22 protein-coding genes are annotated in these 26,371 nt (G+C 66.0%); 10 read left to right on the top strand and 12 right to left on the bottom strand.

The window, feature by feature from the left end:
• Positions 1-114: 114 nt before the first annotated feature.
• The 7 genes from ACYQ4T_RS26310 to mtgA all read right to left on the bottom strand — a co-directional run bounded on the left by ACYQ4T_RS26310 (position 115) and on the right by mtgA (position 8,915).
• Positions 115-1,656 carry a PAS domain-containing sensor histidine kinase gene (locus ACYQ4T_RS26310; RefSeq protein ID WP_459859607.1) on the bottom strand — a complete coding sequence of 514 codons (1,542 nt, stop codon included), beginning with the start codon at positions 1,654-1,656 and terminating at the stop codon, positions 115-117.
• Entirely contained in the window at positions 1,653-2,786 is a 1,134-nt protein-coding gene (locus ACYQ4T_RS26305) for a DUF2336 domain-containing protein (protein WP_459859606.1), read from the bottom strand. The genes ACYQ4T_RS26310 and ACYQ4T_RS26305 overlap by 4 nt, the downstream gene beginning before the upstream one ends.
• Positions 2,787-3,069: 283 nt before the next feature.
• On the bottom strand, positions 3,070-3,432 hold the full coding sequence (locus ACYQ4T_RS26300; protein WP_459859604.1) for a YbaN family protein: 363 nt from the start codon (positions 3,430-3,432) through the stop codon (positions 3,070-3,072).
• 10 nt (positions 3,433-3,442) lie between these two features.
• Positions 3,443-4,183 carry a FecR family protein gene (locus ACYQ4T_RS26295; protein WP_459859603.1) on the bottom strand — a complete coding sequence of 247 codons (741 nt, stop codon included), beginning with the start codon at positions 4,181-4,183 and terminating at the stop codon, positions 3,443-3,445.
• A 178-nt stretch (positions 4,184-4,361) separates the two neighbouring features.
• Positions 4,362-4,835: a putative molybdenum carrier protein gene (locus ACYQ4T_RS26290; RefSeq protein ID WP_459859602.1), complete on the bottom strand. Its 474-nt coding sequence runs from the start codon at positions 4,833-4,835 to the stop codon at positions 4,362-4,364.
• 91 nt (positions 4,836-4,926) lie between these two features.
• The gene (locus tag ACYQ4T_RS26285) at positions 4,927-7,974 is read right to left on the bottom strand and encodes a PAS domain-containing protein (RefSeq protein ID WP_459859601.1); all 3,048 of its coding nucleotides are present in this window, start codon (positions 7,972-7,974) and stop codon (positions 4,927-4,929) included.
• Positions 7,975-8,168: 194 nt separating this feature from the next.
• The gene (gene mtgA, locus ACYQ4T_RS26280; RefSeq protein WP_459859600.1) at positions 8,169-8,915 is read right to left on the bottom strand and encodes a monofunctional biosynthetic peptidoglycan transglycosylase; all 747 of its coding nucleotides are present in this window, start codon (positions 8,913-8,915) and stop codon (positions 8,169-8,171) included.
• 61 nt (positions 8,916-8,976) lie between these two features.
• Between mtgA and ACYQ4T_RS26275 the strand changes: the two genes are divergently transcribed.
• Positions 8,977-9,453, top strand: a complete 477-nt coding sequence (locus tag ACYQ4T_RS26275; RefSeq protein WP_459859599.1) for an MmcB family DNA repair protein — start codon at positions 8,977-8,979, stop codon at positions 9,451-9,453.
• 53 nt (positions 9,454-9,506) lie between these two features.
• Here the strand turns inward: ACYQ4T_RS26275 and ACYQ4T_RS26270 are convergent, their stop codons facing one another.
• The 4 genes from ACYQ4T_RS26270 to ACYQ4T_RS26255 are packed head-to-tail and all read right to left on the bottom strand — an operon-like array spanning position 9,507 to position 13,320.
• Positions 9,507-10,151 (bottom strand): HAD family hydrolase, encoded by a 645-nt coding sequence (locus ACYQ4T_RS26270; RefSeq protein WP_459859598.1) that lies wholly within the window; start codon positions 10,149-10,151, stop codon positions 9,507-9,509.
• Between the two features lie 7 nt (positions 10,152-10,158).
• The gene (locus ACYQ4T_RS26265; protein ID WP_459859597.1) at positions 10,159-11,376 is read right to left on the bottom strand and encodes a M24 family metallopeptidase; all 1,218 of its coding nucleotides are present in this window, start codon (positions 11,374-11,376) and stop codon (positions 10,159-10,161) included.
• Entirely contained in the window at positions 11,373-12,335 is a 963-nt protein-coding gene (locus ACYQ4T_RS26260; RefSeq protein WP_459859596.1) for a hypothetical protein, read from the bottom strand. The genes ACYQ4T_RS26265 and ACYQ4T_RS26260 overlap by 4 nt, the downstream gene beginning before the upstream one ends.
• The gene (locus tag ACYQ4T_RS26255) at positions 12,319-13,320 is read right to left on the bottom strand and encodes a LysR substrate-binding domain-containing protein (RefSeq protein ID WP_459859595.1); all 1,002 of its coding nucleotides are present in this window, start codon (positions 13,318-13,320) and stop codon (positions 12,319-12,321) included. The genes ACYQ4T_RS26260 and ACYQ4T_RS26255 overlap by 17 nt, the downstream gene beginning before the upstream one ends.
• A 112-nt stretch (positions 13,321-13,432) precedes the next feature.
• Here ACYQ4T_RS26255 and ACYQ4T_RS26250 point away from each other — a divergent pair, with 112 nt between their 5' ends.
• The 3 genes from ACYQ4T_RS26250 (at position 13,433) to ACYQ4T_RS26240 (ending at position 20,125) form a co-directional block, all read left to right on the top strand.
• Complete coding sequence (locus ACYQ4T_RS26250; RefSeq protein WP_459859594.1) at positions 13,433-15,013, top strand: trimethylamine methyltransferase family protein; 1,581 nt, start codon at positions 13,433-13,435, stop codon at positions 15,011-15,013.
• Between the two features lie 140 nt (positions 15,014-15,153).
• A complete protein-coding gene (locus ACYQ4T_RS26245) occupies positions 15,154-17,577 on the top strand; it encodes a GcvT family protein (protein WP_459859593.1) in 2,424 nt (807 codons plus the stop codon).
• Positions 17,578-17,689: 112 nt separating this feature from the next.
• Positions 17,690-20,125 carry a GcvT family protein gene (locus tag ACYQ4T_RS26240; protein ID WP_459859592.1) on the top strand — a complete coding sequence of 812 codons (2,436 nt, stop codon included), beginning with the start codon at positions 17,690-17,692 and terminating at the stop codon, positions 20,123-20,125.
• Between the two features lie 92 nt (positions 20,126-20,217).
• On the opposite strand, the gene ACYQ4T_RS26235 is transcribed toward ACYQ4T_RS26240, so the two are convergent.
• Positions 20,218-20,622 (bottom strand): response regulator, encoded by a 405-nt coding sequence (locus ACYQ4T_RS26235; protein WP_459859591.1) that lies wholly within the window; start codon positions 20,620-20,622, stop codon positions 20,218-20,220.
• Between the two features lie 153 nt (positions 20,623-20,775).
• Here ACYQ4T_RS26235 and ACYQ4T_RS26230 point away from each other — a divergent pair, with 153 nt between their 5' ends.
• The 6 genes from ACYQ4T_RS26230 (at position 20,776) to ACYQ4T_RS26205 (ending at position 26,292) form a co-directional block, all read left to right on the top strand.
• Positions 20,776-21,498, top strand: a complete 723-nt coding sequence (locus tag ACYQ4T_RS26230; protein WP_459859590.1) for a 3'-5' exonuclease — start codon at positions 20,776-20,778, stop codon at positions 21,496-21,498.
• Positions 21,495-22,937 carry a DUF294 nucleotidyltransferase-like domain-containing protein gene (locus ACYQ4T_RS26225; protein ID WP_459859589.1) on the top strand — a complete coding sequence of 481 codons (1,443 nt, stop codon included), beginning with the start codon at positions 21,495-21,497 and terminating at the stop codon, positions 22,935-22,937. Before ACYQ4T_RS26230 ends, ACYQ4T_RS26225 begins: the two co-directional genes overlap by 4 nt.
• Complete coding sequence (locus tag ACYQ4T_RS26220; protein ID WP_459859588.1) at positions 22,937-23,470, top strand: DUF1003 domain-containing protein; 534 nt, start codon at positions 22,937-22,939, stop codon at positions 23,468-23,470. The genes ACYQ4T_RS26225 and ACYQ4T_RS26220 overlap by 1 nt, the downstream gene beginning before the upstream one ends.
• A 267-nt stretch (positions 23,471-23,737) precedes the next feature.
• Entirely contained in the window at positions 23,738-23,863 is a 126-nt protein-coding gene (locus ACYQ4T_RS26215; protein WP_459859587.1) for a hypothetical protein, read from the top strand.
• 216 nt (positions 23,864-24,079) lie between these two features.
• The gene (gene pabB, locus ACYQ4T_RS26210) at positions 24,080-25,471 is read left to right on the top strand and encodes an aminodeoxychorismate synthase component I (RefSeq protein ID WP_459859586.1); all 1,392 of its coding nucleotides are present in this window, start codon (positions 24,080-24,082) and stop codon (positions 25,469-25,471) included.
• Complete coding sequence (locus ACYQ4T_RS26205; RefSeq protein ID WP_459859585.1) at positions 25,471-26,292, top strand: aminotransferase class IV; 822 nt, start codon at positions 25,471-25,473, stop codon at positions 26,290-26,292. Before pabB ends, ACYQ4T_RS26205 begins: the two co-directional genes overlap by 1 nt.
• Positions 26,293-26,371 lie beyond the last annotated feature (79 nt).

The raw sequence follows: 26,371 nt of genomic DNA, 5'->3' as shown, positions 1-26,371 counted from the left end.
ACGCTGTGGCGCCAACCTTTACCAAACTCTCTCATCGTGCAGCGAAAACAATCCCCCTCTCCCTTTGCGGGAGAGGGCTGGGGTGAGAGGTCGACGGGTGCCCCCGGGGAAAAGCTACTTCACCGCCTGCAGGTGCCCACCCTCGATCGAGCGCTCGGGCGGCAGGGTGACGGTGGCGCGGGTGCCCTTGCCGACGCTGCTCTCGAGTGCCAAGTCGCCACCATGGAGTCTTGCCAAGCCCCGGGAGAGCGGCAGGCCCATGCCGATGCCCTCGAAACGGCGGTCGAGATCGGCCTCGACCTGGGCGAAGGGCTCCATCACGCGGTCGAGATGCTCCGGCGCGATGCCGATGCCGTTGTCCTCGACCGTGATCACGACCCCGCCGTCGGCGCCGATCGTGGCCGAGAGACGCACGCGGCCCCCGGGCGCGGTGAACTTCACCGCGTTGCCAAGCAGGTTTACCAGGATCTGCTTCATCTTGCGCTTGTCGGCATTGACGCGCGGCAGGCGCGGCGAGATGTCGGCGCTGAACTTGATGGCGCGGGCTTCCATCCGGCTCGCCACGATGCGGCGCGCGGATTCGAACAGCTCCTCGACGTTGCAGGCGGCCTCGTGCAGCTCGACCTCGCCGGTCTCGATCCGCGACATGTCGAGGATGTCGTTGATGACTTCCAGCAGGCGCTGGGCGCTGCCGTGGATGTCGCCGACATAGGCGCGGTATTCCGGATTCTCGACCGGGCCCAGCAGGCCCATGCGCATCACATCGGTGAAGCCGATGATCGCGTTCAAGGGCGTCCGAAGCTCGTGGCTCATGTTGGCGAGGAAATGGCTCTTCGCCCGGCTCGCGACCTCCGCCGCTTCCTTGGCACTCCTGAGGCTCTCCTCGCGGCGGGTGAGCTCGGTGATGTCGGTAGCCGCGCCCCGGAAGCCTTTCAGGCTGCCGTCGCTCTTGTCGAAGATGGGCGCCGCGCTCATCAGGAACAGCTTGCGACGGCCGTTGCTGTCATCGGAGTCGAACGGCTGGTCGCGGAACGGCGAGAGCCGCTCCAGGCGCCGGCGCAGCGCCTGGCGCAGCGGCTCCGAGCTTACCATCGACATCAGGTTCCGGCCGATCAGCTCGTGCGGCGAGAAGCCGAGCACGTTGTTCACCCGGTGGGTGATCATCTGCAGGTTGAAGCCGGCATCGGTCTCCCACATCCAGTCGGAGGAGAGCCGGATGAAATCCATGTGGCGCTCGACCACGATCGGGCTCTCGTCGGTCCGCTCGGCGACTTCGGCCGAGAGGTTAAGCAGCCCGCCGAAGCCGACCAGCTGGCCGCGCTCATCGAACAGCGGCACCATGCGCGAGCGCAGAACGGCGCCATTCGCAATGCTGTCCTCGCGGAACATCGGCTGCCGCTTCAAGTCGATCTCTTCGGCGATGTCCTTCAAGGGCAGGATCTGGCCGATCTGCTTGCCGCCGGCCTTGGTCTCGGTGATCTTGCGAAAAGCGGCGTTGCTCCAGGTGATCTCGCCGCGGGTATCGGCCTGGAAGCAGGCGGGGCCGAACTCCAGCATTTCCTTGGCGAAGGCCTGCTGCAGCAGCTCGGGCCTGCTGGCGGCCGCGGCCGCCTTGCCTTTCGGCGCCGGCGAGACGAGGAAGGGATTGGGCTTCATGCGCGCTGTCGTCCTTGTTGCTCTTCCACGCTTCTGATGGCGTAGAGGTAGTCGGGGTCGCGGCGCCAGCGGCCGATGACGGTCGCGGCATTGCCGTGATTGATGCGGTCGAAAAATTCCAGGGCGCGGCCGAGATCGGCCGGGTCCATCGATGCGCCGCCGGGCCGGGCCTTGCGGGTCAGGAGGTAGATGCTGGCGAACTCTTCGCGGGAGAGGCCGATGCCGCGCGCCACCACAGCGAGGCCTTGCCCGCCTTGCTCGTAGCAGAGGCGCCGGATCAGCGCGGGGCGCAGCCCGGCCATCTCCGCCAGCATCGCCTCGAACAGCGGGACCTCGCCGCGGCGGAGCGTCTGCATGAGGAGCCGAGGCGTCAGCTTGCGGCCTTCGCCCAGCGCCTGGGCGAGTGCGCCGGCGGCGTCGGGATCGGGCTCCTGCGGCTTCTCGGATTCCTCGCGGGCGATCGGCTCCAGGCTGTCGTCGAGCTTGTCGATGTCGATGTCGAAACGCTCGACCAGCGACCGGCGGATCGCGGCGGAGACCCAGAGGCACATCCGGCGCGCGAGTTCCGGCGGCAGGTCGCGGCGCCTCACCAGCGGCTCCTGGAACTCGTCCACCGCCTTCGACTGCTCGACGAGATAGGCCATGGTGGCGCGCGAGATATGCGCGTCCTGGTTCTCCAAGAGAGTGCGGATCACGTCCTTCTCGCCGGATTCGACCAGCGCGTCGGCGACCGCGGTCGAGAGATCGCGGCGCATCGCGATCGCAAGGAGATGCTGGGTTGAGCGGTTGCGCACGATCTCGATCAGGTCGGCGTCCTGCAGCACCTTGCTTCGGAGCAGCATCGGGCTGGCGATGTCGATCTCGTCGTTGGCGAGCAGCACAGCCAGTTCGCGCGGCGTACCGGGGGCGTCGGCCAGCTTCACGGTGAGCTTGTGGCGAATCTCGCGGCTGACCTCGCGGATCAGCTTTTCCAGGATGTCGGTGATGAGGGCGCGTTCTTGCAGCGTGAGTACGGTGTTCCGTTCCAGGAACACGTCCCCCATCGCTTCGAACAGCTGCTCACGCGCCTGGTCCGACTTCTGCCGGGCCAGAGTCATCAGCTGCTCGCTACTGAGGGGTTCCAACGCCATCCCCGCCCCACATTGGCGCTTCCAGGCCCGATTTTGGCGCCCGTGAATCGCCTCACATTTGGATACGGTACAGTCCCAATCTCGTTAATGTCAAACCAATACGCGAAGAATCGGCGCTATAGTTTTGATTCAGAAAGGGAATTTAGGCTTAAGAAAAGCTGAACAATCAATATTCCGCGTCTGCGAATGCGGCGAGCCACTAGGCATAGGGCATTATCGCCCACGCGGGGTGTGCAAAGCCTTAACGCGGCAGGGCTGCCGCGGGGTTCTCCGATTCAGAAGGTCAGGCCGCCGAGGGGCGGGACAGCACATAGGCCGCGATGCCGATCATCGCCGCCGCGACCGCCGCGGCCAGCGGCAGGCCGGGCTGGTGGCTCCACCAGAACACTGTGTAGCCGAGCGACATGCCGGCACAGGCGAACAGCTTGGCCTTGACCGGGATCGCGCCATGCTCACGCCAAGCGCGCAGGACCGGACCGAACCGACGGTGGTTCAGCAGCCAAGCCTCCACGCGCGGCGATGAGCGCGCGAAGCAGGCGGCGGCGAGGATGAGGAAGGGCGTGGTCGGCAGCAGCGGCAGGAAGGCGCCGACAAAACCGACGACGACCAGCAGGCTGCCGGCGGCGAAGAAGGCGGGGCGCTTCACCGCCGCGCGGTTAGAACTCGGTCGAAGAGACCAGCTTGTCGATCTTCTCGGCCTTCCAGTTGATCACCTTGCCCATGTCCTTGGGGTCCATGCCGAGCGCGCGGGCCGGCTCGCCGACCGCCAGGCCCTGCTTTTGGCCGAGATCGACGCCCTTGGAAATCGGGGCGTTCGGCAGGTCGTCCAGGGTCTCGCCGATGCCCTTGGCGTTGACCGTGCCTTCGAGCACCAGCAGCGAGGTGGTGTGGTCCTTGATCGACATGATCCATTCGGTGCCGCGCGCAGCACTGGTAACCAGCGAGGAGCTGACTTCAAAGCTGGAGCCCTCGCCGGCCTTGGCGACCGCGGCGCGCACCACGCCGTCAAGGAGGGTGGCCGCGATCTCGCGCTTGGAGCCTGCGAATTTCGCGGTGTCGATGTTGAGCTTGGAGTTCTCGCCGAGGGTGATGACCGAGCCGTCCTGGAACTGGATCTTCAGCCGCGCATCCGGGCCGGTCACGATGCCGTCGCCGGCTTCGATCGGCGTGCCGGGCACCATGGTGCCGTCATCTTTCTTGGACGGCTCGGCCAGCATAACGTTGCCGCCAGCTCGGGCCGCCCGGGCCTGACCGCGAAGCTTGGTGACCACGCCGACCGAACTTGCTGCTTGCGCTGCCCCGACGCCGAGGCCGGGCAGGCCGATGGCGGCGCAGAGGGCGGTCGTCATACGCAGGAACAGCCGGCGGCCAAAGCCGGGATCGCGATCGGGGGACATGGTGCAAAAGCCTCTCGAAGTGCGTGAGTCTCAACACGAGACCGGTTCGACCCTATTGCCTCTTTCACCCCTAACCTTGTCAAGCCGACAAGGTTAACAACCCCGTGTGAAAAGGATTCCCCACACACAAGGGTGGCGGCAGGACATAATCGCTGCCGTTCACACGCGCGTCAGCGCATCAAGGCCGGGTAAGATCAGAAGCGAACAGAAGGTCGAGCGCGGCCTTTGCCTGGCGGCCGATGCCCGACTGCTTGCTCTCGCGCGGGCCGGCCACGTTCAAGGTCTCGATGCCGTGTTCGCGCAGCCATGCGGTGAAGTCGGCGGCCTTCAGTCTGCGGTCGAGGTCGATGACGAGCGTGGGCTTGCCGTATTCGCGGCACAGGAAGATCGTGCGCTGCGTGCCGCCTTCCGGCCGGCCGCGCGTAAGGATCAAAGTGCCGTCGGAATGCGCGACATTGAGCGCGGTGCGCATGGCGTATTCGGCCGAAGCGCATTCGGTGAGGCGGTATTTCGCGGCGATGCGGCCGCTCTCCGAACGGCGGCCTTTCGGGCAATAGCCGCCATGCGGAATCCCGCGCCGGATCGCGAAGTCGAGCGCCGCTTGGTCGACCCCGGTCTGGCCGCCGGACACGATCTTCTTCAGCCTGAGCATGGAACCGATAAGGGTATCGGTTTTAGAACAAAATAGCAACACAGCCGCCGACGCCGGCCGACCTGGGGGCTGCGCCGGACCCCGCTGTGGCTCAGATCGCGACCTTGGCTTTGGCTTCAGTTGCGGGGAGGGCGTTGAAGTCGGTGATCACGCGGTCAGCCGGGAGCGTGATGGTGACGGTCGTGCCCTTGCCGGGCTCGCTCAGCACCTCGATGCGGCCGTGGTGCAGCTCGACCAGGCGACGGGAGATGGCAAGGCCGAGGCCGCTGCCGCCGAACTGCCGGCTGATCGAGTTGTCGCCCTGGCGGAACGGCCGGAACAGCTGCGGCAGCACGTCGGGCGGGATGCCGATGCCGGTATCGACCACGGCGATTTCTATTTCGCCGTCCTGGGTGACGCGGCCGCCGATTTTCACCGCGCCGTTGCGCGGCGTGAACTTCACCGCGTTGGAAAGCAGGTTCAAGAGCACCTGCTTCATGCCGCGTTCCTCGGCCCAGACCCGGGGCAGCGTCTCGAAGCCGGTGGAGGAGAGCTTCACCGCGCCCTCGGCGGCGCGCGACTTCATGATATTCAGACAGACGTTGACCACGTCGCCGAGGCTCAGCTCCTCCTCGTAGAGGACGTGCTTGCCGGCCTCGAGCTTGGAGACGTCGAGAATATCGTTGATCAGCTCCAAGAGCAGCAGGCCGCTTTCGTTGATGTCGCGGGCGTAGTCGACGTAGCGCGCCTGGTCCGAGCCGAACAGCTGGTCGCGGATGACCTGCGAGAAGCCGATGATGGCGTTCAAGGGCGTGCGGAGCTCGTGGCTCATGTTGGTCAGGAACTCGCTCTTCGAGCGGTTGGCAAGCTCGGCCTCGTTCTTGGCCTCGATCAGCTCCTGCTCGTGCTGCTTCAGGTCGGTTACGTCCTGGAGCGCGCCGAACAGTTGCGCGGTATTGCCGTCCTGGTCGCGCATGCGCTCGCCGGCCGACCGGATGTAAAGCGTGGTGCCGTCGGGCCGCAGCATCCGGTATTCCAGCGAATAGGAGTCGATCTCCTCGCGTGCGAAGGCGTTGCCGATCGGCATCAGGCGCAGGCGGTCGTCCGGATGGACAAAGCGCTCGATGTAGTCTGGGAGGCTCGCGATCGGCGGGTCGGGCACGCGCTGCAGAATTTCGGTGTAGAACTCGTGGTCGAACATGATGCGGCGCGCGCCCTGCGGATCCTCCTCGGTGTGCCAGCAATAGAGCTTGGCGACGCGCTGGGCGCGGCGCAGCTGGTATTCGGAGCGGCGCAGGTTGGCCTCGGCGGTCTTCACCTCGGTCAGGTCCTGGATGATGCCGATGCCGTAAAGCGGCCGCCCGTGCTCGTCGCGGATGCGCTCCGAGACCGAGCGCACGTGGCGAATGTCGCCCGACGGATGGGTGACGCGGTAGCTCATGGTGTAGTTGTCGACCAGGCCCTGGTCGAAGTCCTTGAACACGTGCAGCACCATCTCGCGATCGTCCGGATGGACGAACCGTGCGCAGAAGGCCTTGCCGTCGTCCCAATGGAGCTGGTCGCGCTCGGCGCCGAAGATCTCGCAGATCTCGTCGGACAGCTGGCTGTGGTTGACGTCCTCGTTGCTGCCGTCCGGGCTTTCCCAGTACCAGTAGCCGAGCTTGGCCAGGCGGTAGGCGCGGCGCATCTGGCGCTCGACCCGCCGCATCGCGATCGCCGATCGCCGGAGTCCGGTCACGTCCTGGACGATGCCGTTGATCTGAACCAGGCGCCCCGCCGCGTCGAGGCGCTTCTCCGCGCTTTCGAGCACATGGCGGATCGAGCCGTCGGGCAGGACGACGCGGTATTCCTGGACGTAGCTCGGCGCGTCGCTGGCGAGGAAAGTCTCGTCCAGCTTCTTCAGGTCCTCGCGATCGTCGCGATGGACATAGCGGTCGTAGAAGGCGCCGCCGGATTCATTCATCTCGGCCAGAGTGACGCCGAAGATCTCCGCCGCCTCCGCCGACCAGGAATAGGGCGCCTTGGAAAGATCGCCGGATTGCGTATTCGGGTCGAACGACCAGTGGCCCATCCTGGCGATCTTGTAGCCGAGCTTCAGCTTGGCCTCGCTCTCGCGCAGCGCGATGTCGGCGAGCCGCTGGTCGGTCACGTCCTGGATGGTGCCGACGATCTGGGTGACGCGGCCGCTGTCGTCGCGGATCTTCTCGGCGCATTCCCGGATGTAGGAGGTCCGGCCGTCCGGCCGCAGGAACCGGTATTCGTGGGTGTAGCTGGTGCGCGCGTCGGTCAGGAAGTCGACGTTGAGGGCGCGCAGCTCCGCGCGGTCCTCCGGGTGGATATAGAGATCGTAGAAGGCGTCGCCGATGTCGAGCGCATCGCTGGAGACGCCGTAGATCTCCCAGACCTGGTTGGAATAGGAGTAGACCCCCTTGCCGCCGCCCGAGCGCGGCCGGTTGGGCTCGAAGCTCCAATGACCGAGCTTGGCCATGCGGAAGCCGTGTTGCAGCTTGGCCTCGCTCTCGCGGATCGATTGCTGGGCGCGGCGGGCGTCGGTGACATCCTGCAGCGTGCCCGCCATGTAGCTCAGGCGGCCGTCGGTATCGAGCACCTTCTCCGCGCATTCGCGGATGTAGCGCTCGCCGAGCTGCGGATGCAGGATGCGGTATTCCTGCACATGGACCGTGCCGTCGCCCTGCTCGAAGTCGATGTAGCGGCGACGCGCCAGCGGCCGGTCGTCGGGATGGACGAGGTTCCAGAAATCGACACCGGCTGCGGTCAGCTCTTCCGCCGCAATGCCGAGCAGTTCCTTGGTGTCGTCGGTATAGGTGTAGACGCCGTCACCGTCGGCCGGGCGCCATTGCCAATAGCACAGCCGCGCGATGCGATGGGCCTGGCGGAGCATCGCCGCCTGCTGCATCAGCGCGCCATCGCGCTCCGCCGCTGTCGGGGCGGAAGACGCGGCCTGCCTCGCCATCGGCGCAGCGTTCAGCCGCAGCAGCAGTCCGATGACGCCGGCGCCGAACAGCAGGATGGCGATGAGGCCGACCGGGCGGCTGCCGTACCACTCCGCCAAGCCCGCGCAGGCGGCCGCGATCGCCACCAGGAGGGCGGCGGTCGTTCCGGGGATCTTCAATGCGGCGGGCGGTTGGTTTCCGGCCACTCCGGCCTCAGATACAGTTCGGTTCCAGGGCGCTAAACTGCCGCCCAATCCTTGAAGATTTGGTTTATTCATGCTGCGGCCGCGCGCGCAGATCCGGCAAATTCGACTTAAATTACAGCGCTCTATTTTGGCTTCTCAGGGGCTTGCCGCCGGCGCCGACAAGGCCTCTCGGGAATCAAATCCCAAATTCGGCCTCAGCCGCCTTTTCGGCCGCAGGGATCTTCCGTCGGATCCGGGATGTCCATCATCCGCGCCATGATGGTCGCGGTGCGCGACTGGACATAAGGGCCGGGCTTGGCGACCGACCATTTGAGCGGCGAGGGCAGAACCGCGACCAGCAGCGCCGCTTCGCGCCGGGTGAGCTGGCTCGCCGGCTTCTTGAAGTAGGTCTGCGCCGCGGCCTCCGCGCCGTAGACGCCGGGGCCGAACTCGACCACGTTCAGATAGACCTCGAGGATCCGCCTCTTCCCCCACATCAGCTCGATCAGGCCGGTAAAGTAGTATTCCAAGGCCTTGCGGATGTAGGTGCGGTCCGGCCAGAGAAAGGCATTCTTGGCGGTCTGGTTGCTGATCGTGCTGCCACCGCGGATGCGCTTGGATTTGGCGTTGCGGTTCCAGGCCTTCTGGATCGCCTCCCATTCGAAGCCATAATGCGCGCAGTAACCGGAATCCTCGGCTGCGATTGCCGCCCGCGGCAGATTGGGCGAGATCTGGTCATAGGAGACCCAGTCCTTGGAGAAGCCGTGGCCCTGGACCAGGCGGATGACCATCAGCGGCGTCAGCGGCACCGGTATCCAGGCATAGAGCGCGGTCCAGAACACCGAGATCAGAACGAAGAGCCCGATCGCGCGCATGACCAGGTGGAGGAATCGCCGCAGCGGCCCGGGCTTGCGCGCCGCGACCGTCACCGGCTCCTGCTCAGGCTTGGTCCCCTCTGGCATACTTGCTCATACCGGCATCGTGACCCCTGGACAAGCCGGTGCGGGGTGGCGAAGCTCTGCCATGCTGCAAATTTCCAATCAGCTTTCCGCGCCTGAAACGCCGTTCGAATTTCCGCTGGCAGCGCAGCGCATCTGCCGCGGAGTCACCCGCCTGCTGGATGGGCTCGGCTTCGCATCGCTGCATGAATTTCCCTTGAAAGCGCGGCGGCGCGCCGACGTGATCGCGCTGAACGGCGCCGGCGAGATCGTGATCGTCGAGGTGAAATCCGGCCGCGCCGATTTTCAGTCGGACCGGAAATGGCCGGAATATCTCGAGTTCTGCGACCGCTTCTTCTTTGCGGTCGAGCCGGATTTCCCGCGCGAGATCCTGCCGGTCGATTGCGGCCTGATCGTCGCTGACGCCCATGGCGGCGAAATCGTCCGCCCGGCGCCGCAAGGCAAGCTCAACGGCAATCGTCGGCGCGTGCTGACCCTGGAGATCGCGATCTCGGCGAACCGGCGCTTGAGCCGGCTGCTGGATCCAGAGATTGGCCTCTAGCCCCATCTGCCCCGGATTCCTCTACGGCGCGCCGGTAGTGCATCCCGCCAAATCTAGGACCAGAGATCGCGCAACCGCGGATGCTCCATGACATTCCGGCCGGAGGTGAAGGTCGTGGCATCCCAGCCGATGCTGTTCGCGAGGGCTACGACTTCGGGTTGATCGTCGAAGAACAGCGGCCTCTGCTCCGCCTCGATCCCTAGTTCGCGATTGATGGCGGCAAAGAAACGCTCATCCTTCTTAGGATGACCGATCTTTGCGCTATAGAAAATAGCATCGAAGTACTGCGAAAATCCCAGCGTCTCCCAGAGATAGCGCGCCCGATGGTGTTCCTGACCGGTGGCAATGAACGTCCGAGCGCCGCCACGCTGCCGAATATCGGCCACGAGCCGAAGGACATCCTTATTGACGTTCGAATCCTTTTCGAACCAGTAGCGCATGAAGTCGTCGGCGCTGCCGCGAAAGCCGAGCTCGGGCAGAACCTGTGATAGGGCCTCGCGCAGATCGCGCCGACCGGTAACGCATTCAAACATGATTGACGCCGATCCACGGCACGGCGCCGCGAAGAAGCGCGTTTGAAAAGCCTCCCTCTCGATGCCGAGGTCGGCTTCGAGCATCGCGTCCCAAGGTTTGCGCCGCGCAACATCCGCATGCCAGCCGTCAATCAGCACGCCGTCGACGTCGAAGAAGATCAGCATTCCGATCTCAGCCCAGCCCGAACGGATCGTCGCAGGAGGGCGAGGGCTCGGTGAACCACTTGGCGCCGTCCTTCGTCATGTAGAAGTGGTCCTCGAGGCGGATGCCGAACTTGCCGGGGATGCAGATCATCGGCTCGTTGGAGAAACACATGCCGACATCGAGTGGTGTGTCGTCGTTCAAGACGAGATACGGACCCTCATGCCCGTCGAGGCCGATGCCGTGCCCCGTGCGGTGCGGCAGGCCGGGCAGCTTGTAGCCGTCGCTCATGCCGTTGGCGACCAGGCTCTTGCGCGCGGCGCGATCGACATCGCCGCAGCGCACGCCGAGCTTCGCGGCGTCGAAGGCGGCGATCTGCGCGTCCTTCTCGATCTGCCAATAGCGGCGCTGCTCCTCCGTCGGATCGCCGAAGACATAGGTGCGGGTGATGTCGGAGAGATAGTTGTGTAGCCGGCAACCGGTGTCGATCAGCACGAAGTCGCCGTCCTTGAGGATCTGCGGATCCTTCACGCCGTGCGGAAAAGCCGTTGCCGGGCCGAACAGCACGATGCAGAAAGTCGAGCCCGGCGCGCCGACCTTGCGATGCGCCTGCTCGATGAAGCTCTCGACCTCGGTCGTGGAGATGCCCGCGCGGAGGATGGCGGCGGCGGCCTGCTGGACCTTCAAGGTCATGTCCTTGGCGCGCTGCATGAGCGCCAGCTCGGCCGGCGATTTCTGCATGCGGCAGGTGCGGGTGATCTCGGACGCGTCGAAGAAATCGTAGCGGTTGCCGAGCACGCGGATCTTGTCGAACAGGAAGAAGGGCGTGCTCTCGTCGATGCCGACCCGCGCCGTGCTGTCGCCCGGGCACATCCGGTCCAGCATCGAGATGAACAGAGCGGTCGGCGCCTCATGCTCCTCCCAGCAATTCACCTTGCCGGGGATGACCATGTATTCATGGACGGTGCCTTCCTCGAATTTCGGCGCCAGGAACTCGATCTCGCCTTCGGCCGGCAGCACGGCGCCGACCATCCGCTCGGAGGCATGCCAGCGCATGCCGGTGAAATAGAGCAGGCTCGACCCGGCATTGAGATAGACGGCGGCGATCCCGCGCCCGCGCATCAGCTTCTGCGCCTTTTCGATCCGCGCGCGGTATTCCGTTTCGCCGATCGGCTGCACGCCCGCCGTCATGTTGCTGAGTTCGGCGAGCGCCTGCTCCGCCGTCTTGCCGCCGACGCCGATGGTCATGGTGTCTGTCCTCGGAATTTCCTGGTCCCGGCGTCAATAGAACCTTCCACTCCCTCGTCGTGCAATCCAATTCGCGCTCGATCTTCATAGCCGAGGCCCTGGACCGCTCGAAGCGCGTGGCCCGAGCCGATCAAGAACGCGACCACGGATATGATGATGTTCGGCCAGAACACAGGTTGGCCAAGATGCACATCCATGGACAGCCTGAGACTGACGCTGCCATAGGCCGCAGCCAGCAGCCTGTAGCTGAAGAAGAGGTAGACGACGCGGGCCGCCCAGCGCGACACCGAAAGGAACGGGTCGGCGGGCCCGCAAGCGCGGCCGCGTAGCAGAGCGATGCCGGCCCAGAGGGCAATGACATCAATCGTCACCGGTCCAGGGTTAAAGAGCAAGCCGCTTGATCCGCCGGAACCCAGGACCTCGAACTTCACAAAGCTCCAGAAGACGTTTGCGAGCAGGACCAAGGCCAGGCCGGCGTTGAGGAGACCTATGCAGCGCCAGGTCAGCCCCGGCGCACCGCCCTGGAGCAGGCGCCAGGCCGCGGCAGCCATCGTGAAGCATCGCAGAATGAGGACAGCCGTAAGCGCGCGCGACGTCCAGTTGAGTTCTGCGAGAATGTCGAGCAGAAAGCCGTGCTCGACATACCCAAGCGCGGCCGTGGCGCCGTCCATCAAAACGATGGCGGCCAGGAACGGGCGCCAGGCGGCTTGTAGCTGGCGAAGATTGGGCAGGTGGAACAGGGCGCACAGCTTGGCCTGGGCGCCGGGTTCGGCGATCGCCCAGGCCAGAGCCAGGAGCGCCACGAGCCAGGCAACCTCGGGTGCCTTTATCCGATACGGCGACGGCGGCAGGTAGCGGTGTAGCAGAATCGGATCATAGGTTGCCGCCGCGAAGGCGAACAAGGTGACCAGCATCAGGCCGACGACGATATGAGTCGCGAGCCTAAGCACGATCAACACCGGACTTTGCCGGCCAATCCGCGGCGCGCGGCTTCACGTGAATTGGCGCTCCCCCGGCCGCTGCAGGCGGGGTCGGTGACGCCAGCACCGGATCCTCGACCGCCAGATCGATCAGCCATTCGCGGAACCGCCGGATTCGCGGCTCTTCGGCGCGCTCCTTGAGGCAGGTGAGATACCAGCGCGCCGGCTGCAGCACATCGATCGCGAAGGGCTGGATCAGGCGGCCGCTCTTGATGTCCGGGGCGGCGAGGAAATGCGGCACCAGGGCGATGCCCTGGCCGTCGATCGCCGCCTCGATCGCCAGCAGGTAGGTGTCGTATTTCGCGGCGGAGCGACCCTTGAGCTGCGGCACGCCGGCGGCGTCGAGCCAGTGATGCCAGTCCTCGACCGCGGTATAGACTTCCAGCATGGCGTGATTGACCAGGTCGGCGGGCTGGCGCAGACCCATGCCCGCCTGCGCGATGCCGGGCGTGCAGACCGGAATGAGCTTGGCGTCGAAGAGGTGGGTATAGGCGAGGGCGGGATTGTCGGGCTTCACGCTGGAGATCATGCCGATATCCGCAAAGGCCGGATCGAACTCCCAATGGAAGTCGCGGGTGTGGAAGCGGACCATGATGCCGGGATGCCGCGCCTGGAAGAGATGGATGCGCGGGATCAGCCAGCGCACCGCCACGGTGATGTAGACCTGCACCGTGAGATCGCCGCCGAGCTCCGCCCGGCTCACCAGCGACGCGCCCTGGGCGATCCGATCGAAGCCGTCGCGGAGATAGGGATAGAACTGCGCCCCGGCTTCGGTGAGCTCGATGCCGCGTGACACGCGGCGGAACAGCGTCACCTTCAACGCCTCTTCTAGCGCGGCCACCTGATGGCTGATCGCGGATTGAGTGATGCCGAGCTCCTCCGCCGCGCGCCGGAAGCTGTGGTGCCGGGCGGCGGCCTCGAAGCTGCGGAGGGCGGTCAGGGAGGGCAAAGAGCGCTTGGCCATGCCCCTTACTAACATGAATTTCCTTCATCGAGTGATGAAAAAGCCTCGCTTGTGAACGCGCGGTCTGCCCAGGAATATCGCCCAAAATCAGCCATCTGCGAGGATCCCTGCCATGAGTGACGTTCAAGCCGAGGCTCCCCGCGCCGAGACCGGCGCAAGGCGCGGCGGACGCGAGGCGCGGCGTGCCTTGCGTGCGGCGCCCTTGCCGCAGAATGAGCGCCCGGTGCGGGCCGGCATGGAGGGCGGGCGCTACAAGCCGCTCTCCGACGGCGACATCCTGAAGATCCACAACACCGCACTCGACATCCTGGAGCAGATCGGCCTCGCCGACGCGATCCCGACCGGCATCGAGTACATGACCAAGGCGGGTGCCAAGCTGACCGACAAGGGAAGGCTGATCTTCCCCCGCGCGCTGGTCGAGGACACCTTGGCGAAGTGCGGGCGCAACTTCGTGCTGCACGGCCAGGATCCGCGCCATGACATGGAGCCCTGGGGCAAGCGGGTCTATTACGGCACTGCCGGTGCCGCCGTACATATGGTCGACCCCGTAACCGGCGAGTATCGCGAGTCCACGACCAAGGATCTCTACGACATCGCTCGGATCGTCGACACGCTGGACCACATCCATTTCTTCCAGCGCTCGGTGGTCTGCCGCGAGCTGCCCGACCCGCTCGAGATGGACTTCAACACCTGCTACGCCAGCGTCATGGGGACGACGAAGCATGTCGGCTCGAGCTGGGTGCATCAGGACCATCTGAAGAAGTCCCTCGAGATGCTGCACATGATCGCCGGTGGCGAGGACAAGTGGCGCGCGCGCCCCTTCGTCAGCCAGTCGAACTGCTTCGTCGTGCCGCCGCTCAAATTCGCGCAGGATGCCTGCGGCTGCCTGGAGCTCGCGGTGCATGGCGGCATGCCGGTGCTGCTGCTCTCGGCGGGCCAGGCGGGCGCCACCGCACCGGCGGCGCTCGCCGGTGCGATCGCGCAGGAAGTGGCCGAGTGCCTGGCCGGCCTGGTCTATGTCAATTCGATCAAGCCGGGCCATCCAGCGATCTTCGGCACCTGGTGCTTCGTCTCCGATCTGCGCACCGGCGCCATGTCCGGCGGCTCGCCGGAGCAGGCCTTGCTCTCGGCGGCTTCGGCACAGCTGGCGCAGTTCTACAATCTGACTGGCGGAACGGCGTCCGGCATGACCGATGCGAAGATGCCGGATGCGCAGTCGGGCTATGAGAAGGCCTACAACCACGCGCTGGTCGGCAATGCCGGCGCGAATCTCATCTATGAATCGGCCGGCATGCAGGCGAGCCTGCTTGGCTTCTCCCTGGAGAGCCTGCTGATCGACAACGACATCATCGGTGCGGCGCAGCGCACGATCAAAGGGATCGAGGTCACCGAGGATTCGCTCTCGCTGGAAACGATCCGCCAGACCTGCCTCGAAGGCCCGGGGCATTTCCTTGGCTCCGACCAGACGCTGGCACGGATGCAGTCCGAATACGTTTATCCGTCGATCGGCGACCGCTCGAACCCGAAGGACTGGGTGGAGCAGGGCCGCCCGACCATCCTCGACCGTGCGATCAAGAACACCAAGTCGATCCTGGCGAAGCACTATCCGCGCCACGTCTCCGACGAGATCGACGACGCGATCCGCGCCAAGCTGCCGGTGCGCCTCGCCAAAGAGGCGATGCGGCCGGCGTAGTTAGAGAGACGCACCCCCACCCCGGCCCTCCCCCGATTCGGGGGCGGGAGAAGAGTGTCCCCTCCCCCGAATCGGGGGAGGGTTAGGGTGGGGGTCCGAAACACACGCGGCGATGCCGTGACGAACTAAGGGGACCAAACATGTCCGATCATGCCCGCGTAGTGATCATTGGCGGCGGGGCCGTCGGCACCAGCGTGCTGTATCACCTCAGCCTGCTCGGCTGGACCGATTGCCTGCTGATTGACCGCGACGAGCTGGCCTCCGGCTCGACCTGGCATGCGGCCGGCAACGTGCCGAACTATTCGACCTCCTGGAACGTCATCAAGTACCAGCGCTACACCTCGAAGCTCTATGCGAAGCTCGGCGAGACGGTCGGCTACCCGATCAACTACCACGTCACCGGCTCGATCCGCCTCGCGCACCGCAAGGAGCGGATGGAGGAATACGGCCATGTGAAGTCGATGGCGCGGGCGCAGGGCATCGATTTCGAGGTAATCGGCCCGAACGAGATCAAGGACAAGTATCCGTTCATTGAATTGGACGACATCCGCGGCGGGCTCTGGGACCCTTATGACGGCGACATCGATCCCTCGCAGCTGACCCAGGCCTTCGTAAAGGGTGCCAAGGACAAGGGCGCCAAGGTGCAGCGCTTCAACCCGGTGCGCGGCATCCGCCAGAAGCCGAACGGGGAATGGGAGCTCGACACCAAGAACGGCCTCATCACCGCGGAGATCGTGGTCAATGCCGCGGGTTATCGCGCCGGCGAGGTGGCGGCGATGGTCGGCCAGTATCTGCCGCTGGTTTCGATGCAGCACCAGTATCTGGTGACCGAACAGATCCCGGAACTCTCGCAGCTCAAGCACAAGCTGCCGCTGCTGCGCGATCCCGACGTCAGCTACTACCTGCGCCAGGAGCGCGACGGCCTGCTGCTCGGCCCCTATGAATGGGACTGCAAGGCGACCTGGCTCGACGGCATCCCGGAGGAGTTCTCCTTCCAGCTCTATCCCGACGATCTCGACCGGTTGGAGAAATACATCGAGGCGGCGATCGGCCGGGTGCCGATCCTGGGCCAGGTCGGCATCCAGAAGGTGATCAACGGCCCGATCCCCTATTCGCCGGACGGCAACCCCTATATCGGGCCGCAACACGGGCTCCGCAACTTCTACAACTGCAACACCTTCAGCTTCGGCATCAGTCAGGCGGGCGGTGCCGGCAAGACCATGGCCGAGTGGATCGTCTACGGCCAGCCGGAATGGGATCTCTGGGGCTTCGACCATCGGCGCTTCACCGATTTCGCCGATTTGAACTACGTCCACCACAAGGCGGTCGAGCTCTACCAGAACGAATACGAGATCGGCTTCCCGGTCGAGGAACGTCCCGCCGGCCGCCCGCGCAAGGTGACGGCACTCTACGACAAGCTGAAGGCCAAGGGCGCCTTCTTCGGGGCCCGCGGCGGCTGGGAGCGCGCGGCCTATTTCCCGCGCAACGCCAAGGAAGCCGAGCAGAAGCTCTCCTTCCACCGCGAAGAGATGCGCTGGTTCGCGCCGGTCGCCGAGGAATGCAAGGCGGTCAACGAGCGCGTCGGGATCATGGATCTCGGCGGCTTCACCAAATACTGGGTGAGCGGGCAGGGGGCTGAAGCCTGGCTCGATCGCATCATCTGCGGCAACCTCCCGAAGCTCGGCCGCGTGTCGCTGGGCTATGCGCTGACGACACGCGGCACCATCCTCTCCGAGTTCACCATCACCCGGGTCGCCGCCGACAAGTTCTACCTGCTCTCGGCCGGCTCGGCACTCTGGCACGATACCGATTGGCTGCAGGCGCATCTGCCGGCGGATGGCTCGGTGAAGCTGGAGGAGGTGAGCGGTGCCGGGTCCTCGCTGGTCATCGCCGGGCCGAAGAGCCGCGAGCTCTTGGCGACCCTGACCGATGCCGATCTCTCCAACGCCGCCTTCCCGTGGCCGAGCGCCCAGGAGATCACCGTCGCGGGGAAGAAGGTGCTGGCACTGCGCGTGAACTATGTCGGCGAGCTCGGCTGGGAGCTGCATGTGCCGATGGCCGACCTGGTGCACGTCTACGACGCGGTCTGGAAGGCGGGCGAGCCTCTGGGCATCGCCGATTTCGGCATGTACGCGATGGAGAGTCTCAGGCTCGAGAAGGGCTACCGCTCCTGGAAGCAGGACATCACCCATGAATACACGCCGTTCGATGCCGGTCTCGAGCGCTTCGTGAAGCTGGAGAAGGGCGACTTCATCGGCAAGCAAGCCCTGCTCGAACGCCACGCCAAGGGCGAAGCCGAGCGCTTCGTGCCGCTGATCGTCGACACGCCGACCGCCGATGCGCTGACCTGCTCGATCGTGTTCGACGGCGCGACCCAGGTCGGCATCGTCGGCTCCGGCGGCTACGGCCATCGCATCGGCAAGAGCATCGCGCTCGCCTATGTGCGCAAGGACCTGGCGGCCCCGGGCTCCAAGCTGGAGATCGAGATCCTGGGCCAGCGCTATCCGGCGACCGTCGCCCAGGAACCGATCTACGATCCGAAGAACGAGCGGCTGCGGGCGTGAAGAACGCTTCAACCGTCATCGCCGGGCTTGACCCGGCGATCTCGTGCCAACCTGGCGCCAGATGCCCGGGTCAAGCCCGGGCATGACGCGTCAATAGAAGAGACCGACCGTTATGACCCTCCCCACCCAGGCCCGCGTCGTCATCATCGGCGGCGGTATCGTCGGCTGCTCCATCGCCTATCATCTCGGCAAGCTCGGCTGGTCGGACACCGTGCTCTTGGAGCGCAAGAAGCTCACCTCCGGCACGACCTGGCACGCGGCCGGACTGGTGCGGGCCTCGCTCTACACCGAGAACCTGACCAAGCTCGCGAAATACACGGTCGATCTCTATACCGGGCTCGAGGCCGAGACCGGACAGGCGACCGGCTTCGTGCAGCCGGGCTCGCTCTCGATCGCGACCAACGAAGCCCGGTTCGAGGAGCTGCTGCGCGGCATGGACATGCTGCACGCCTTCGACGTGCCGGCGGAGAAGGTGACCGCGGCCCAGGTGCAGGAGAAGTGGCCGCTGATGAACGTCTCCGACGTTCTGGGCGGCGTGTTCTATCCGAAGGACGGCAAGTGCAATCCGGCGGACACGACCATGGCCCTGGCCCGCGGCGCGCGCATGAAGGGCGTCAAGATCTTCGAGGATGTGAAGGTCGAGGAGATCCTGACCGAGAACGGCCGCGCCACCGGCGTGCGCACCGCGCAAGGCACGATCCAGGCCGATGTCGTCGTCTGCGCCGCCGGCATGTGGTCGCGCGAGATCGGTGCCAAGCTCGGCGTCAACATCCCGCTGCATGCCTGCGAGCATTTCTACATCGTGACCGAGCCGATGGCGGGCATGACGCCCAATCTCCCGGTGATGCGCGACATGGATGCCTGCGCCTATTACAAGGAGGACGCGGGCAAACTGCTGTTGGGCGCCTTCGAGCCCAAGGCCAAGCCCTGGGGCATGGACGGCATCCGCGAGGACTTCGCCTTCGACGAGCTGCCCGAGGACTTCGACCACTTCCAGCCGATCCTGGAAGGCGCCATCCACCGCGTGCCGAGCCTCGAGAAGGTCGGCATCCGCAAGTTCTTCAACGGGCCGGAGAGCTTCACCGCCGACCAGCGCTACATCCTGGGTCCGGCCCCGGAGCTCCAGAACTTCTTCGTCGCCGCCGGCTTCAACTCGATCGGCATCCAGTCCGGTGGCGGCGCCGGCATGGCGCTGGCGCATTGGATCGCCCACGGCGAGCCGCCGTTCGATCTCTGGGACGTAGATATCCGCCGGCTGATGCCGCATATGAGCCGCAAGAGCTTCCTGGTGCCGCGGGTCTCGGAGGCGCTGGGGCTGCTCTATGCGATGCATTGGCCCTATCGGCAGTTCGAATCCTCGCGCGGTGTCCGGCAGACCGCGTTCTACGAAGACTGGAAGGGCTTGAACGCCTGCTTCGGCGAGGTCGCCGGCTGGGAGCGGCCGAACTGGTATGCGCCGAAGGGCGTGAAGCCCGAATACCAATACAGCTACCAGCGCCAGAACTGGTTCGACTATTGCGGCGAGGAATGCCGCAACACCCGGAGCAATGTCGGCCTGCTGGATCTCTCGACCTTCGCCAAGTTCCTGGTGATCGGCGCCGACGCCGAGGCCGAGCTGCAGCGGATCTGCACCGCGAACGTGGCGCCGGTCGGCCGGGCGCATTACACCCAGTGGCTGAACGAGAAGGGCGGGATCGAGGCCGATCTCACCGTCACGCGCCTGCGCGACGGCCGCTTCATGGTGGTGACCGCGGCGGCGACCGCCACGCGCGACTGGCACTATCTCAAGTCCAATTTCCGCCCTGGCGCGCAGGTCGAGCTGGTCGACGTGACGACAGCCTTCGCGGCCCTCGGCGTGATGGGGCCGAAGAGCCGCGACGTGCTCAGCAAGCTCACCGATGCCGATCTCAGCAACGAAGGCTTCCCCTTCGGCTCGACCCAGGGCATCGAAATCGGTGCGGCGCGGGTGCTGGCGCAGCGCATCTCCTATGTCGGTGAATTGGGCTGGGAGCTCTACATCCCGGCGGAGTTCGCCCGCGGCGTGCTGCAGCTGATCCTGGAGGCCGGTGCCGCGTTCGGCCTGAAGCCGACCGGCATGCATGCCATGGACTCGATGCGGATCGAGAAAGCGTTCCGGCATTGGGGTCACGACATCGGCACCCATGACACGATCCTGGAAGCCGGCCTCGGCTTCACCTGCGACTTCGGAAAGGACTTCATCGGCAAGGCCGCGGTCGAGCAGCAGCGCAGCGAGAACCTGCTGAAGCGCCGCATGGTGCAGTTCGCCATGGAGGACCCGGCGCTGCTTCTCTATCACAACGAGCCGATCTATCGCGACGGCAAGCGGGTCGGCCTGGTCACCTCGGCGAACTACGGCCACACCCTGGGGGCCGCGATCGGCATGGGCTATGTCTCGAACGAGGCCGGCGTCGATGCCGATTTCATCAAGTCCGGCCAGTTCGAAATCGCCATCGCCGGCGTGCGGCACAAGGCGAAAGCCAGCCTGCGGCCAATGGTTGATCCCAGCGGCGCGCGGATGAAGGCGTGAGCCTTTGGCGCGAGATCGCCGGGTCAAGCCCGGCGATGACGGTTTGACTAGGTCGTCATGCCCGGACTTGACCCGGGCATCTTCTTCCAGCCTTACGCCATCGCCTTTCTTTGCTGCAATAGCGTCTCCAGCAGCTCCAACAGCTTGCGGCGGTCGACCGGCTTGGCCATGACGCCGTCGGCGCCGGCTTCTCTCGCGGCGAGGTCGACCTCGACGATGTCGCGACCGGAGAGCATCACGATTACCGGGCCGGGTGCCGGTTCGGTGGCGCGCAAGGATCGCGCGACCTCATAGCCGTTCATGTCCGGCATGGTGACGTCGAGCAGCACGACGTCGAATCGATTCTCGGCGGCCAGTGACAGAGCCTCGCGCCCGCCGCCGGCGCCGAGCAGCTGGGTACAGCCGGCCTTGTCGAGAATCGCCTTGATCAGCTCCAGCGCGAAAGGGGAATCATCGGCGACCAAAACGCGGCAACCGGCAACCAGACTCTCAGTCAAGACAGGCCATCCTCGCAGCGGCCGCCCCATGATCGACGGCCCGGGTATCTGTGTGGGTGCATCTTGTCCGGCGGCGCCCGCCCTGGCAACGCCCGTGACTCCGCGTCGCGCCGGATGTCTAATGCGGCCGGCGCGAAGGGGAGGTGAGGCGAAGTGCTCGAGCGGTCGAAATGGTGCTGGATTCTGGCGTGGCTGGTGCCTGCGAGGCCGCGCGACTCGAACGTGACGGCGGCCCCGACGCTGAACGGCCGGATCACCGCGTCGACGCTTCTTGCTGCGCTGCCGGCGCTGGCGCTGGACACCGAGACCACCGGACTCGACCCGGTCCGCGATCGCATCGTTTCACTGGGTGCGGTGCGACTCCAGGGCGCCGAACTGCAGCGCGACCAGGTGATCGATCGCCTGATCAACCCTGGCCGCAAAATTCCCGCGGCCTCGACGGCGGTGCACGGCATTTCCGACCGGATGGTGGCGGACGCGCCCGCCTATGCCGCAGTCGCGCCGGAGATCATGGCGGCGCTCCAGGGTGTCGCGCTGATCGGCCATCACACGGTGTTCGATCTTGCGGTGCTGCGCCGCGCCTCAAACGCCGTCGGGATCGACTGGCAGGATCCGCCCTGGCTGGATACGGCTTTGCTCTATTCCGCGCTCCATCCCGAGGCGCGCGATTTCGAGCTCGATGCGGTGGCGCAGCAGGTCGGTGTCGCGATCCGGGGACGGCACACCGCCCTCGGCGATGCGCTGGCCACGGCCGAGATCTATCTGAAGCTGCTGCCCGATCTGGAGGCGCACGGCATCGTCACCCTCGGCCAGGCGATGGCTTTCCAGATGACCAGCCGCAAGGCCGCGCGGGCGCACCGGATTACCATGTCATGACCGCCGAGGCGGCGCTCAGCCGGATCGATCCCTTTCCCTATCAGCATCGCCTCGCCGAGGTGATGAGCAGTCCGGTCGAGACCATCGATCCCGGCGCCACCTGCACCCAAGCGGCCGCGACCATGCGGCGGCTGAAGATCAGCTCGCTGCTCATCCTGGATGGCGACGGGCGACCGGCCGGCATCATCACCGAGCGCGATCTGCTGAACGCGGTCGCCGAGCTGGGCGCTGCGGCGCTCGACCTGCCGGTCGGAAGCCGGATGCGCGCCAGCCTGGTTTCGTTGCCGCCCGATGCTTTCGTCTTCACCGCCTTGGCGCGCATGGCGCAGAACGGGTTTCGCCACATGCCGGTGGTCGATCCGGTGAGCGGCAGGGCGATTGGTATCGTCACGGCCGGCAGCGTGCTGAAGCTGCGCGCGCAGCAGGCGCTGGTCCTGTCCGACGATGTCGGTGCTGCCAAGTCGGCGGCCGAGCTCGCCGGGATCCAGGCACGGCTGCCGGCGATCGCCGGCGGGCTGCTGAAGGAAGGCGTCGGCGCGCGGCAGATCGCAGCGGTGATCAGCGCGGTGCTGCGCGACATTTCCGGCCGGGCCGCGGAACTCGCCTGCGAATCTCTGGAAGCGGAAGGCAAGCCGGCGCCGGCGCGCTGGTGCTACCTGGTGCTGGGCTCGGGCGGCCGCGGCGAGAGCCTGCTGGCCGCCGACCAGGACAATGCCCTGGTCCACGACTTCGAGAAGGACGACCACCCCTGGTTCGCGGAGCTCGGCAAGCGCGCCTCGACCATCCTGGACCAGGCGGGCATTCCTTTCTGCCGCGGCGAGGTCATGGCGATGAACCGCCACCTCCGCCACAACCGCGCGGGCTGGCGCGAGGAGCTGGCGCTCTGGATCGAGCGGCTGGAACCCGCGGCCCTGCTCAACGCCGACATCTTCTATGACTTCCAGCCGGTGGCCGGCGACCATGGCCTGGCCGCCGCCCTGCGCGAAACCGCGACCGCCCTGGGGCAGGATCCCGGCTTCATCCGGGCTTTGGCCGGGACCTCGGCGCGGCATGGGACGGCGCTCAATATTTTCGGCCGATTTCGCGAGCAGGATGGGCGGGTCGATCTGAAGCGTGGCGGGTTGCTGCCGATCGTCTCCGGCGGCCGCGTGCTGGCCTTGCGGCTCGGCGTCACCGCGACCGCGACAACGGAACGCTGGCGTGCCGCGGTGGAGCCGGGCTTCGTCCGCCGCGAAGACTTCGCCCGGATTGACGACGCCCATGAAATGCTCCTGGAGCTGATCCTCTCGCAGCAGATCGCCGACCTCATTGCGGGCCGTGCGCCCGGCACCTCGGTCGAGGTGCGGCGCCTGCTCGGCCTCTCTCGGGAACGCCTGAAGCAGGCCTTGAAGATCGTCGGCGAGATCGACCTCATCCTCAACCATGTCCTGGGACCCTGATGGCGCATCCACACCCGACCCAGTCGATCGACAGCCTGATCGGCGAGATCACCTCACTGTCCGAGGAGGACCGGGCCCTTCTGCAGCGCCTGCGCCGCGAGCGCCCCGATCGTCAGCCGCCGGCGTTGCAGCCGCCCACCACCGGCGGCCGCGTTGCCGACTGGATCGCGGCGGTGGTTGGCTCCTGGCCCTTCGTGATTGCGCAGTCGCTGCTGCTGACCTTGTGGATCCTGGTCAACATCTTCGCCTGGGTGCAGGCCTGGGATCCCTATCCCTTCATCCTGCTGAACCTGATGCTGTCCTTTCAGGCGGCCTATACCGCGCCCATCATCCTGATGAGCCAGAATCGCCAGGCGATGCTCGATCGCCAGGACCAGGCCAACGACTACGACGTGAACCTGAAGGCCGAGCTCGAGATCGAGCTGCTGCACCACAAGATCGACCTGCTGCGCAGCAAGGAGATCCAGCTCCTGACCGAGCTCGTGAAGGATCTGTCGCAGAAGCTCGCGGCGCGTGAGGTATCGAGCGGCTGACGCCCGCTCCTGCGAAGAATCTTCGATCCACCGGTCGGTATTTCCACGGAGCCGCGCGAAAGCCGCGGATTTCCGCGATACCTTGCATTTGCCTCAATTGGATCGCTCCGCTGCCATAAACCGGCGCTTAAACATTGCCGCGTAGAGTGATGCTCATCGCGCACCAAGTCGCCGGGTCTTGTGATCCTGGTCATAGCCGGTCAGCGAACCCGGTGGCAGTTTCTGGCGACGAATTGAGTACCGACCACCGCTTGAAGGATTACCGCCGTGTCCCGACTCCGTGCCGCCGCCCACACCATGCCGCAGATCCCTGCCGGGCTGAGCACGTTCCTGGCGCGGGCCTTCCTCGGCGGCTTCGTCCTCTTCCTGCTGGCGCTGGCCAGCCATTCCTGAGGAACCGGCGATGCCCCGCTTGACCCTTCAAGCCGGCATCCGCGCCTTCGCCGTCTTCGACGCCCTGGTTCTCCTCGCCTTGGTCTGGCTGATCGCTACCTCCGACCTGTTTTCCTGATATTTGAACGGCGGTGCCGGATAATTCCCGGTCGCTGATCGTGGTTTAGCCGCCCGTCCGGCGGTGCTAGCTTGCCGGCCATGGCACGGCGTCCTCCCATGGATAGACCTTCGGTCACCGAAATCCCGCGTGAGCGTATTCCCACCGATCTGATGGATTGGGTGGCAGGCTTTGTGGATTGCCCGGGCCTCGTTTTCCTGGACAGCGCGCTCCGCCACGACAGCCTCGGCCGCTATTCCTTCATCGCCGCCGACCCGGTGCACCGGCTGGTGACCCGCGGCGCGGCGACCACCATCGACGGCCTGGCTTTCGCCGGCTCGCCCTTCGCGGCGATCGCGGATCTGCTGGCGCGGCACCCGCTGACGCAGGTGCCGGACCTGCCGCCCTTCCAAACCGGGTTGGCCGGTCAGTTCGGCTATGGCTTGCGCCATCATGTCGAGGTAGTGCCGGCCCATGCCCGCAGCGACCACGGTTTCCCCGATCTCGAGCTCGGCTGGTACGATGTGGTTGTCGCGGTCGATCACCGCGATAACCGCGCCTTCATCTTTGCCAGCGGCGACAATGCCGAGGCGCGAACGGCATGGGCCTTGACCCGGCTGAACGGGCAGGCGCGGTTCGGGCTGCCGGACTGGGAGATCGAGCCCAGGCCGGACCTCAGCGCCGACCAGTATCGCCGGTCGGTGCGCCGGGCCATCGACTATATCGAGGCCGGCGACATCTACCAGGCCAACATCACCCAGCGCTTCCAGGCCACGCTGCCGCAAGGCTTCGAGCGGATCGCGCTCTATGATGAATTGCGGCGGCAGAATCCCGCGACCTTCGCGGCTTTCATCGATTTCGGCGCGACCGCCTTGCTCTCTTCCTCGCCGGAGCGCTTCCTTAAGGTCGAGGGCGGCGTCATCGAGACCCGCCCGATCAAGGGCACGCGGCCGCGCGGCGGCAACCCGGCGCAGGACGCGGCGCTCGGCCGCGAGCTGCTGGCTTCCGAGAAGGACCGCGCCGAGAACCTGATGATCGTCGATCTGTTGCGCAACGACGTCGGGCGGGTGGCGAAGCTGGGCTCGGTCCAGGTCCCGGTGCTGATCGGGCTGGAGAGCTACGCGACGGTGCATCACCTGGTCTCGGTGGTGACCGCCGTGCTCGACGACGGCAAGAGCGCTGTCGATCTGCTGCAGGCGGCTTTCCCCGGCGGCTCGGTCACCGGCGCACCGAAGATCCGCGCCATGGAGATCATCGCCGAGCTGGAGCCGACTGAGCGCGGGCCCTATTGCGGGGCGATCGGCTATCTCTCCGCCGGCGGCGCCATGGACACCAACATCGTGATCCGCACCCTGCTGATCGACGGCGGGCGGATCTCCTTCCAGGTCGGCGGCGGCATCGTCGCCGACAGCGACCCGCAGGCGGAATGGCAGGAGAGCCTGACCAAGGCGAAGGCGCTGATCCAGACCCTGGCCGGGCGGGCTAAGCGCGCCGCCAAGAAGAGCGCCTGATGATCTATCTCAACGGCGCGATCGTGCCTCCGGATTTCGCGCGGATCGATCCCGCCGACCGTGGCTTCACCTTGGCCGACGGCCTGTTCGAGACCTTGCGCGCCTATCGCGGCAAGCCGTTCCGGCTGGAAGACCATCTCGTGCGGTTGGAATCTTCGGCCCAGGCGCTCGGCATTCCGCTGCTGTTCGATGCCGTCCGGATCGCCGAAGCCGTGGTCGAGCTGCTCGAAGCCAATGCACTGACCGAAGCCGACGCCGCGATCCGCATCACCGCAACCCGCGGCACCGGTCCGCGCGGCCTGCTGCCGCCGGCCGAGGTGAAGCCGACCCTGATGATCGCGACCATCCCCTATGCGCCGCTGCCGGACAGTTGCGCGGCGGCGATCGTCAATATCCGGCGCAACGAGGGCTCGCCGCTCTCGCAGATGAAATCCCTGGCCTATCTCGACAACATCCTCGCCATGCAGGCGGCGGCGGCGCACGGCGCCGAGGAGGCGATCCTGCTGAACAACGCCGGCCGCGTGGCCGGCGCGGCGCGGGCCAACCTGTTCGCCGTGCTGGATGGCCGGCTGCTGACCCCGCCCTTGCGCGACGGGGTGCTGCCCGGAATCGCGCGCCGCGTGGTGCTGGAACTGGCGGCGGCGCTGAAGATCCCGACCGAAGAAGGCTCGCTGTCGCCGGCCGATCTCGCCGGGGCGGCGGAGATTTTCCTGACCAATTCCCTGTTCGAAATCCGTTCGGTCGGCCGCCTCGATGACCGGGAGTTCGGCGCCGCCGAGATCGCCGCGCGGCTCCGGGTGGACTATCGCGCCCTTACCTGAAGCGCGCGCGGAAGGGGGTGACGCTCCCCTGCGATCCGGCTAGGCTCGGCCACCTTTTTTCGACTCCAAACAGTTCTTG

The sequence above is a fragment of the Dongia sp. agr-C8 genome, from assembly GCF_054658695.1.
This window is presented reverse-complemented; position numbering and strand designations above follow the sequence as displayed.

Coding starts and splice junctions, on each gene's coding strand:
- ACYQ4T_RS26310 (WP_459859607.1), bottom strand. CDS start 1,656: ATGAAGCCCAATCCCTTCCTCGTCTCGCCGGCGCCGAAAGGCAAGGCG.
- ACYQ4T_RS26305 (WP_459859606.1), bottom strand. CDS start 2,786: ATGGCGTTGGAACCCCTCAGTAGCGAGCAGCTGATGACTCTGGCCCGG.
- ACYQ4T_RS26295 (WP_459859603.1), bottom strand. CDS start 4,183: ATGTCCCCCGATCGCGATCCCGGCTTTGGCCGCCGGCTGTTCCTGCGT.
- ACYQ4T_RS26290 (WP_459859602.1), bottom strand. CDS start 4,835: ATGCTCAGGCTGAAGAAGATCGTGTCCGGCGGCCAGACCGGGGTCGAC.
- mtgA (WP_459859600.1), bottom strand. CDS start 8,915: ATGCCAGAGGGGACCAAGCCTGAGCAGGAGCCGGTGACGGTCGCGGCG.
- ACYQ4T_RS26275 (WP_459859599.1), top strand. CDS start 8,977: ATGCTGCAAATTTCCAATCAGCTTTCCGCGCCTGAAACGCCGTTCGAA.
- ACYQ4T_RS26270 (WP_459859598.1), bottom strand. CDS start 10,151: ATGCTGATCTTCTTCGACGTCGACGGCGTGCTGATTGACGGCTGGCAT.
- ACYQ4T_RS26265 (WP_459859597.1), bottom strand. CDS start 11,376: ATGACCATCGGCGTCGGCGGCAAGACGGCGGAGCAGGCGCTCGCCGAA.
- ACYQ4T_RS26255 (WP_459859595.1), bottom strand. CDS start 13,320: ATGGCCAAGCGCTCTTTGCCCTCCCTGACCGCCCTCCGCAGCTTCGAG.
- ACYQ4T_RS26250 (WP_459859594.1), top strand. CDS start 13,433: ATGAGTGACGTTCAAGCCGAGGCTCCCCGCGCCGAGACCGGCGCAAGG.
- ACYQ4T_RS26245 (WP_459859593.1), top strand. CDS start 15,154: ATGTCCGATCATGCCCGCGTAGTGATCATTGGCGGCGGGGCCGTCGGC.
- ACYQ4T_RS26240 (WP_459859592.1), top strand. CDS start 17,690: ATGACCCTCCCCACCCAGGCCCGCGTCGTCATCATCGGCGGCGGTATC.
- ACYQ4T_RS26225 (WP_459859589.1), top strand. CDS start 21,495: ATGACCGCCGAGGCGGCGCTCAGCCGGATCGATCCCTTTCCCTATCAG.
- ACYQ4T_RS26220 (WP_459859588.1), top strand. CDS start 22,937: ATGGCGCATCCACACCCGACCCAGTCGATCGACAGCCTGATCGGCGAG.
- pabB (WP_459859586.1), top strand. CDS start 24,080: ATGGATAGACCTTCGGTCACCGAAATCCCGCGTGAGCGTATTCCCACC.
- ACYQ4T_RS26205 (WP_459859585.1), top strand. CDS start 25,471: ATGATCTATCTCAACGGCGCGATCGTGCCTCCGGATTTCGCGCGGATC.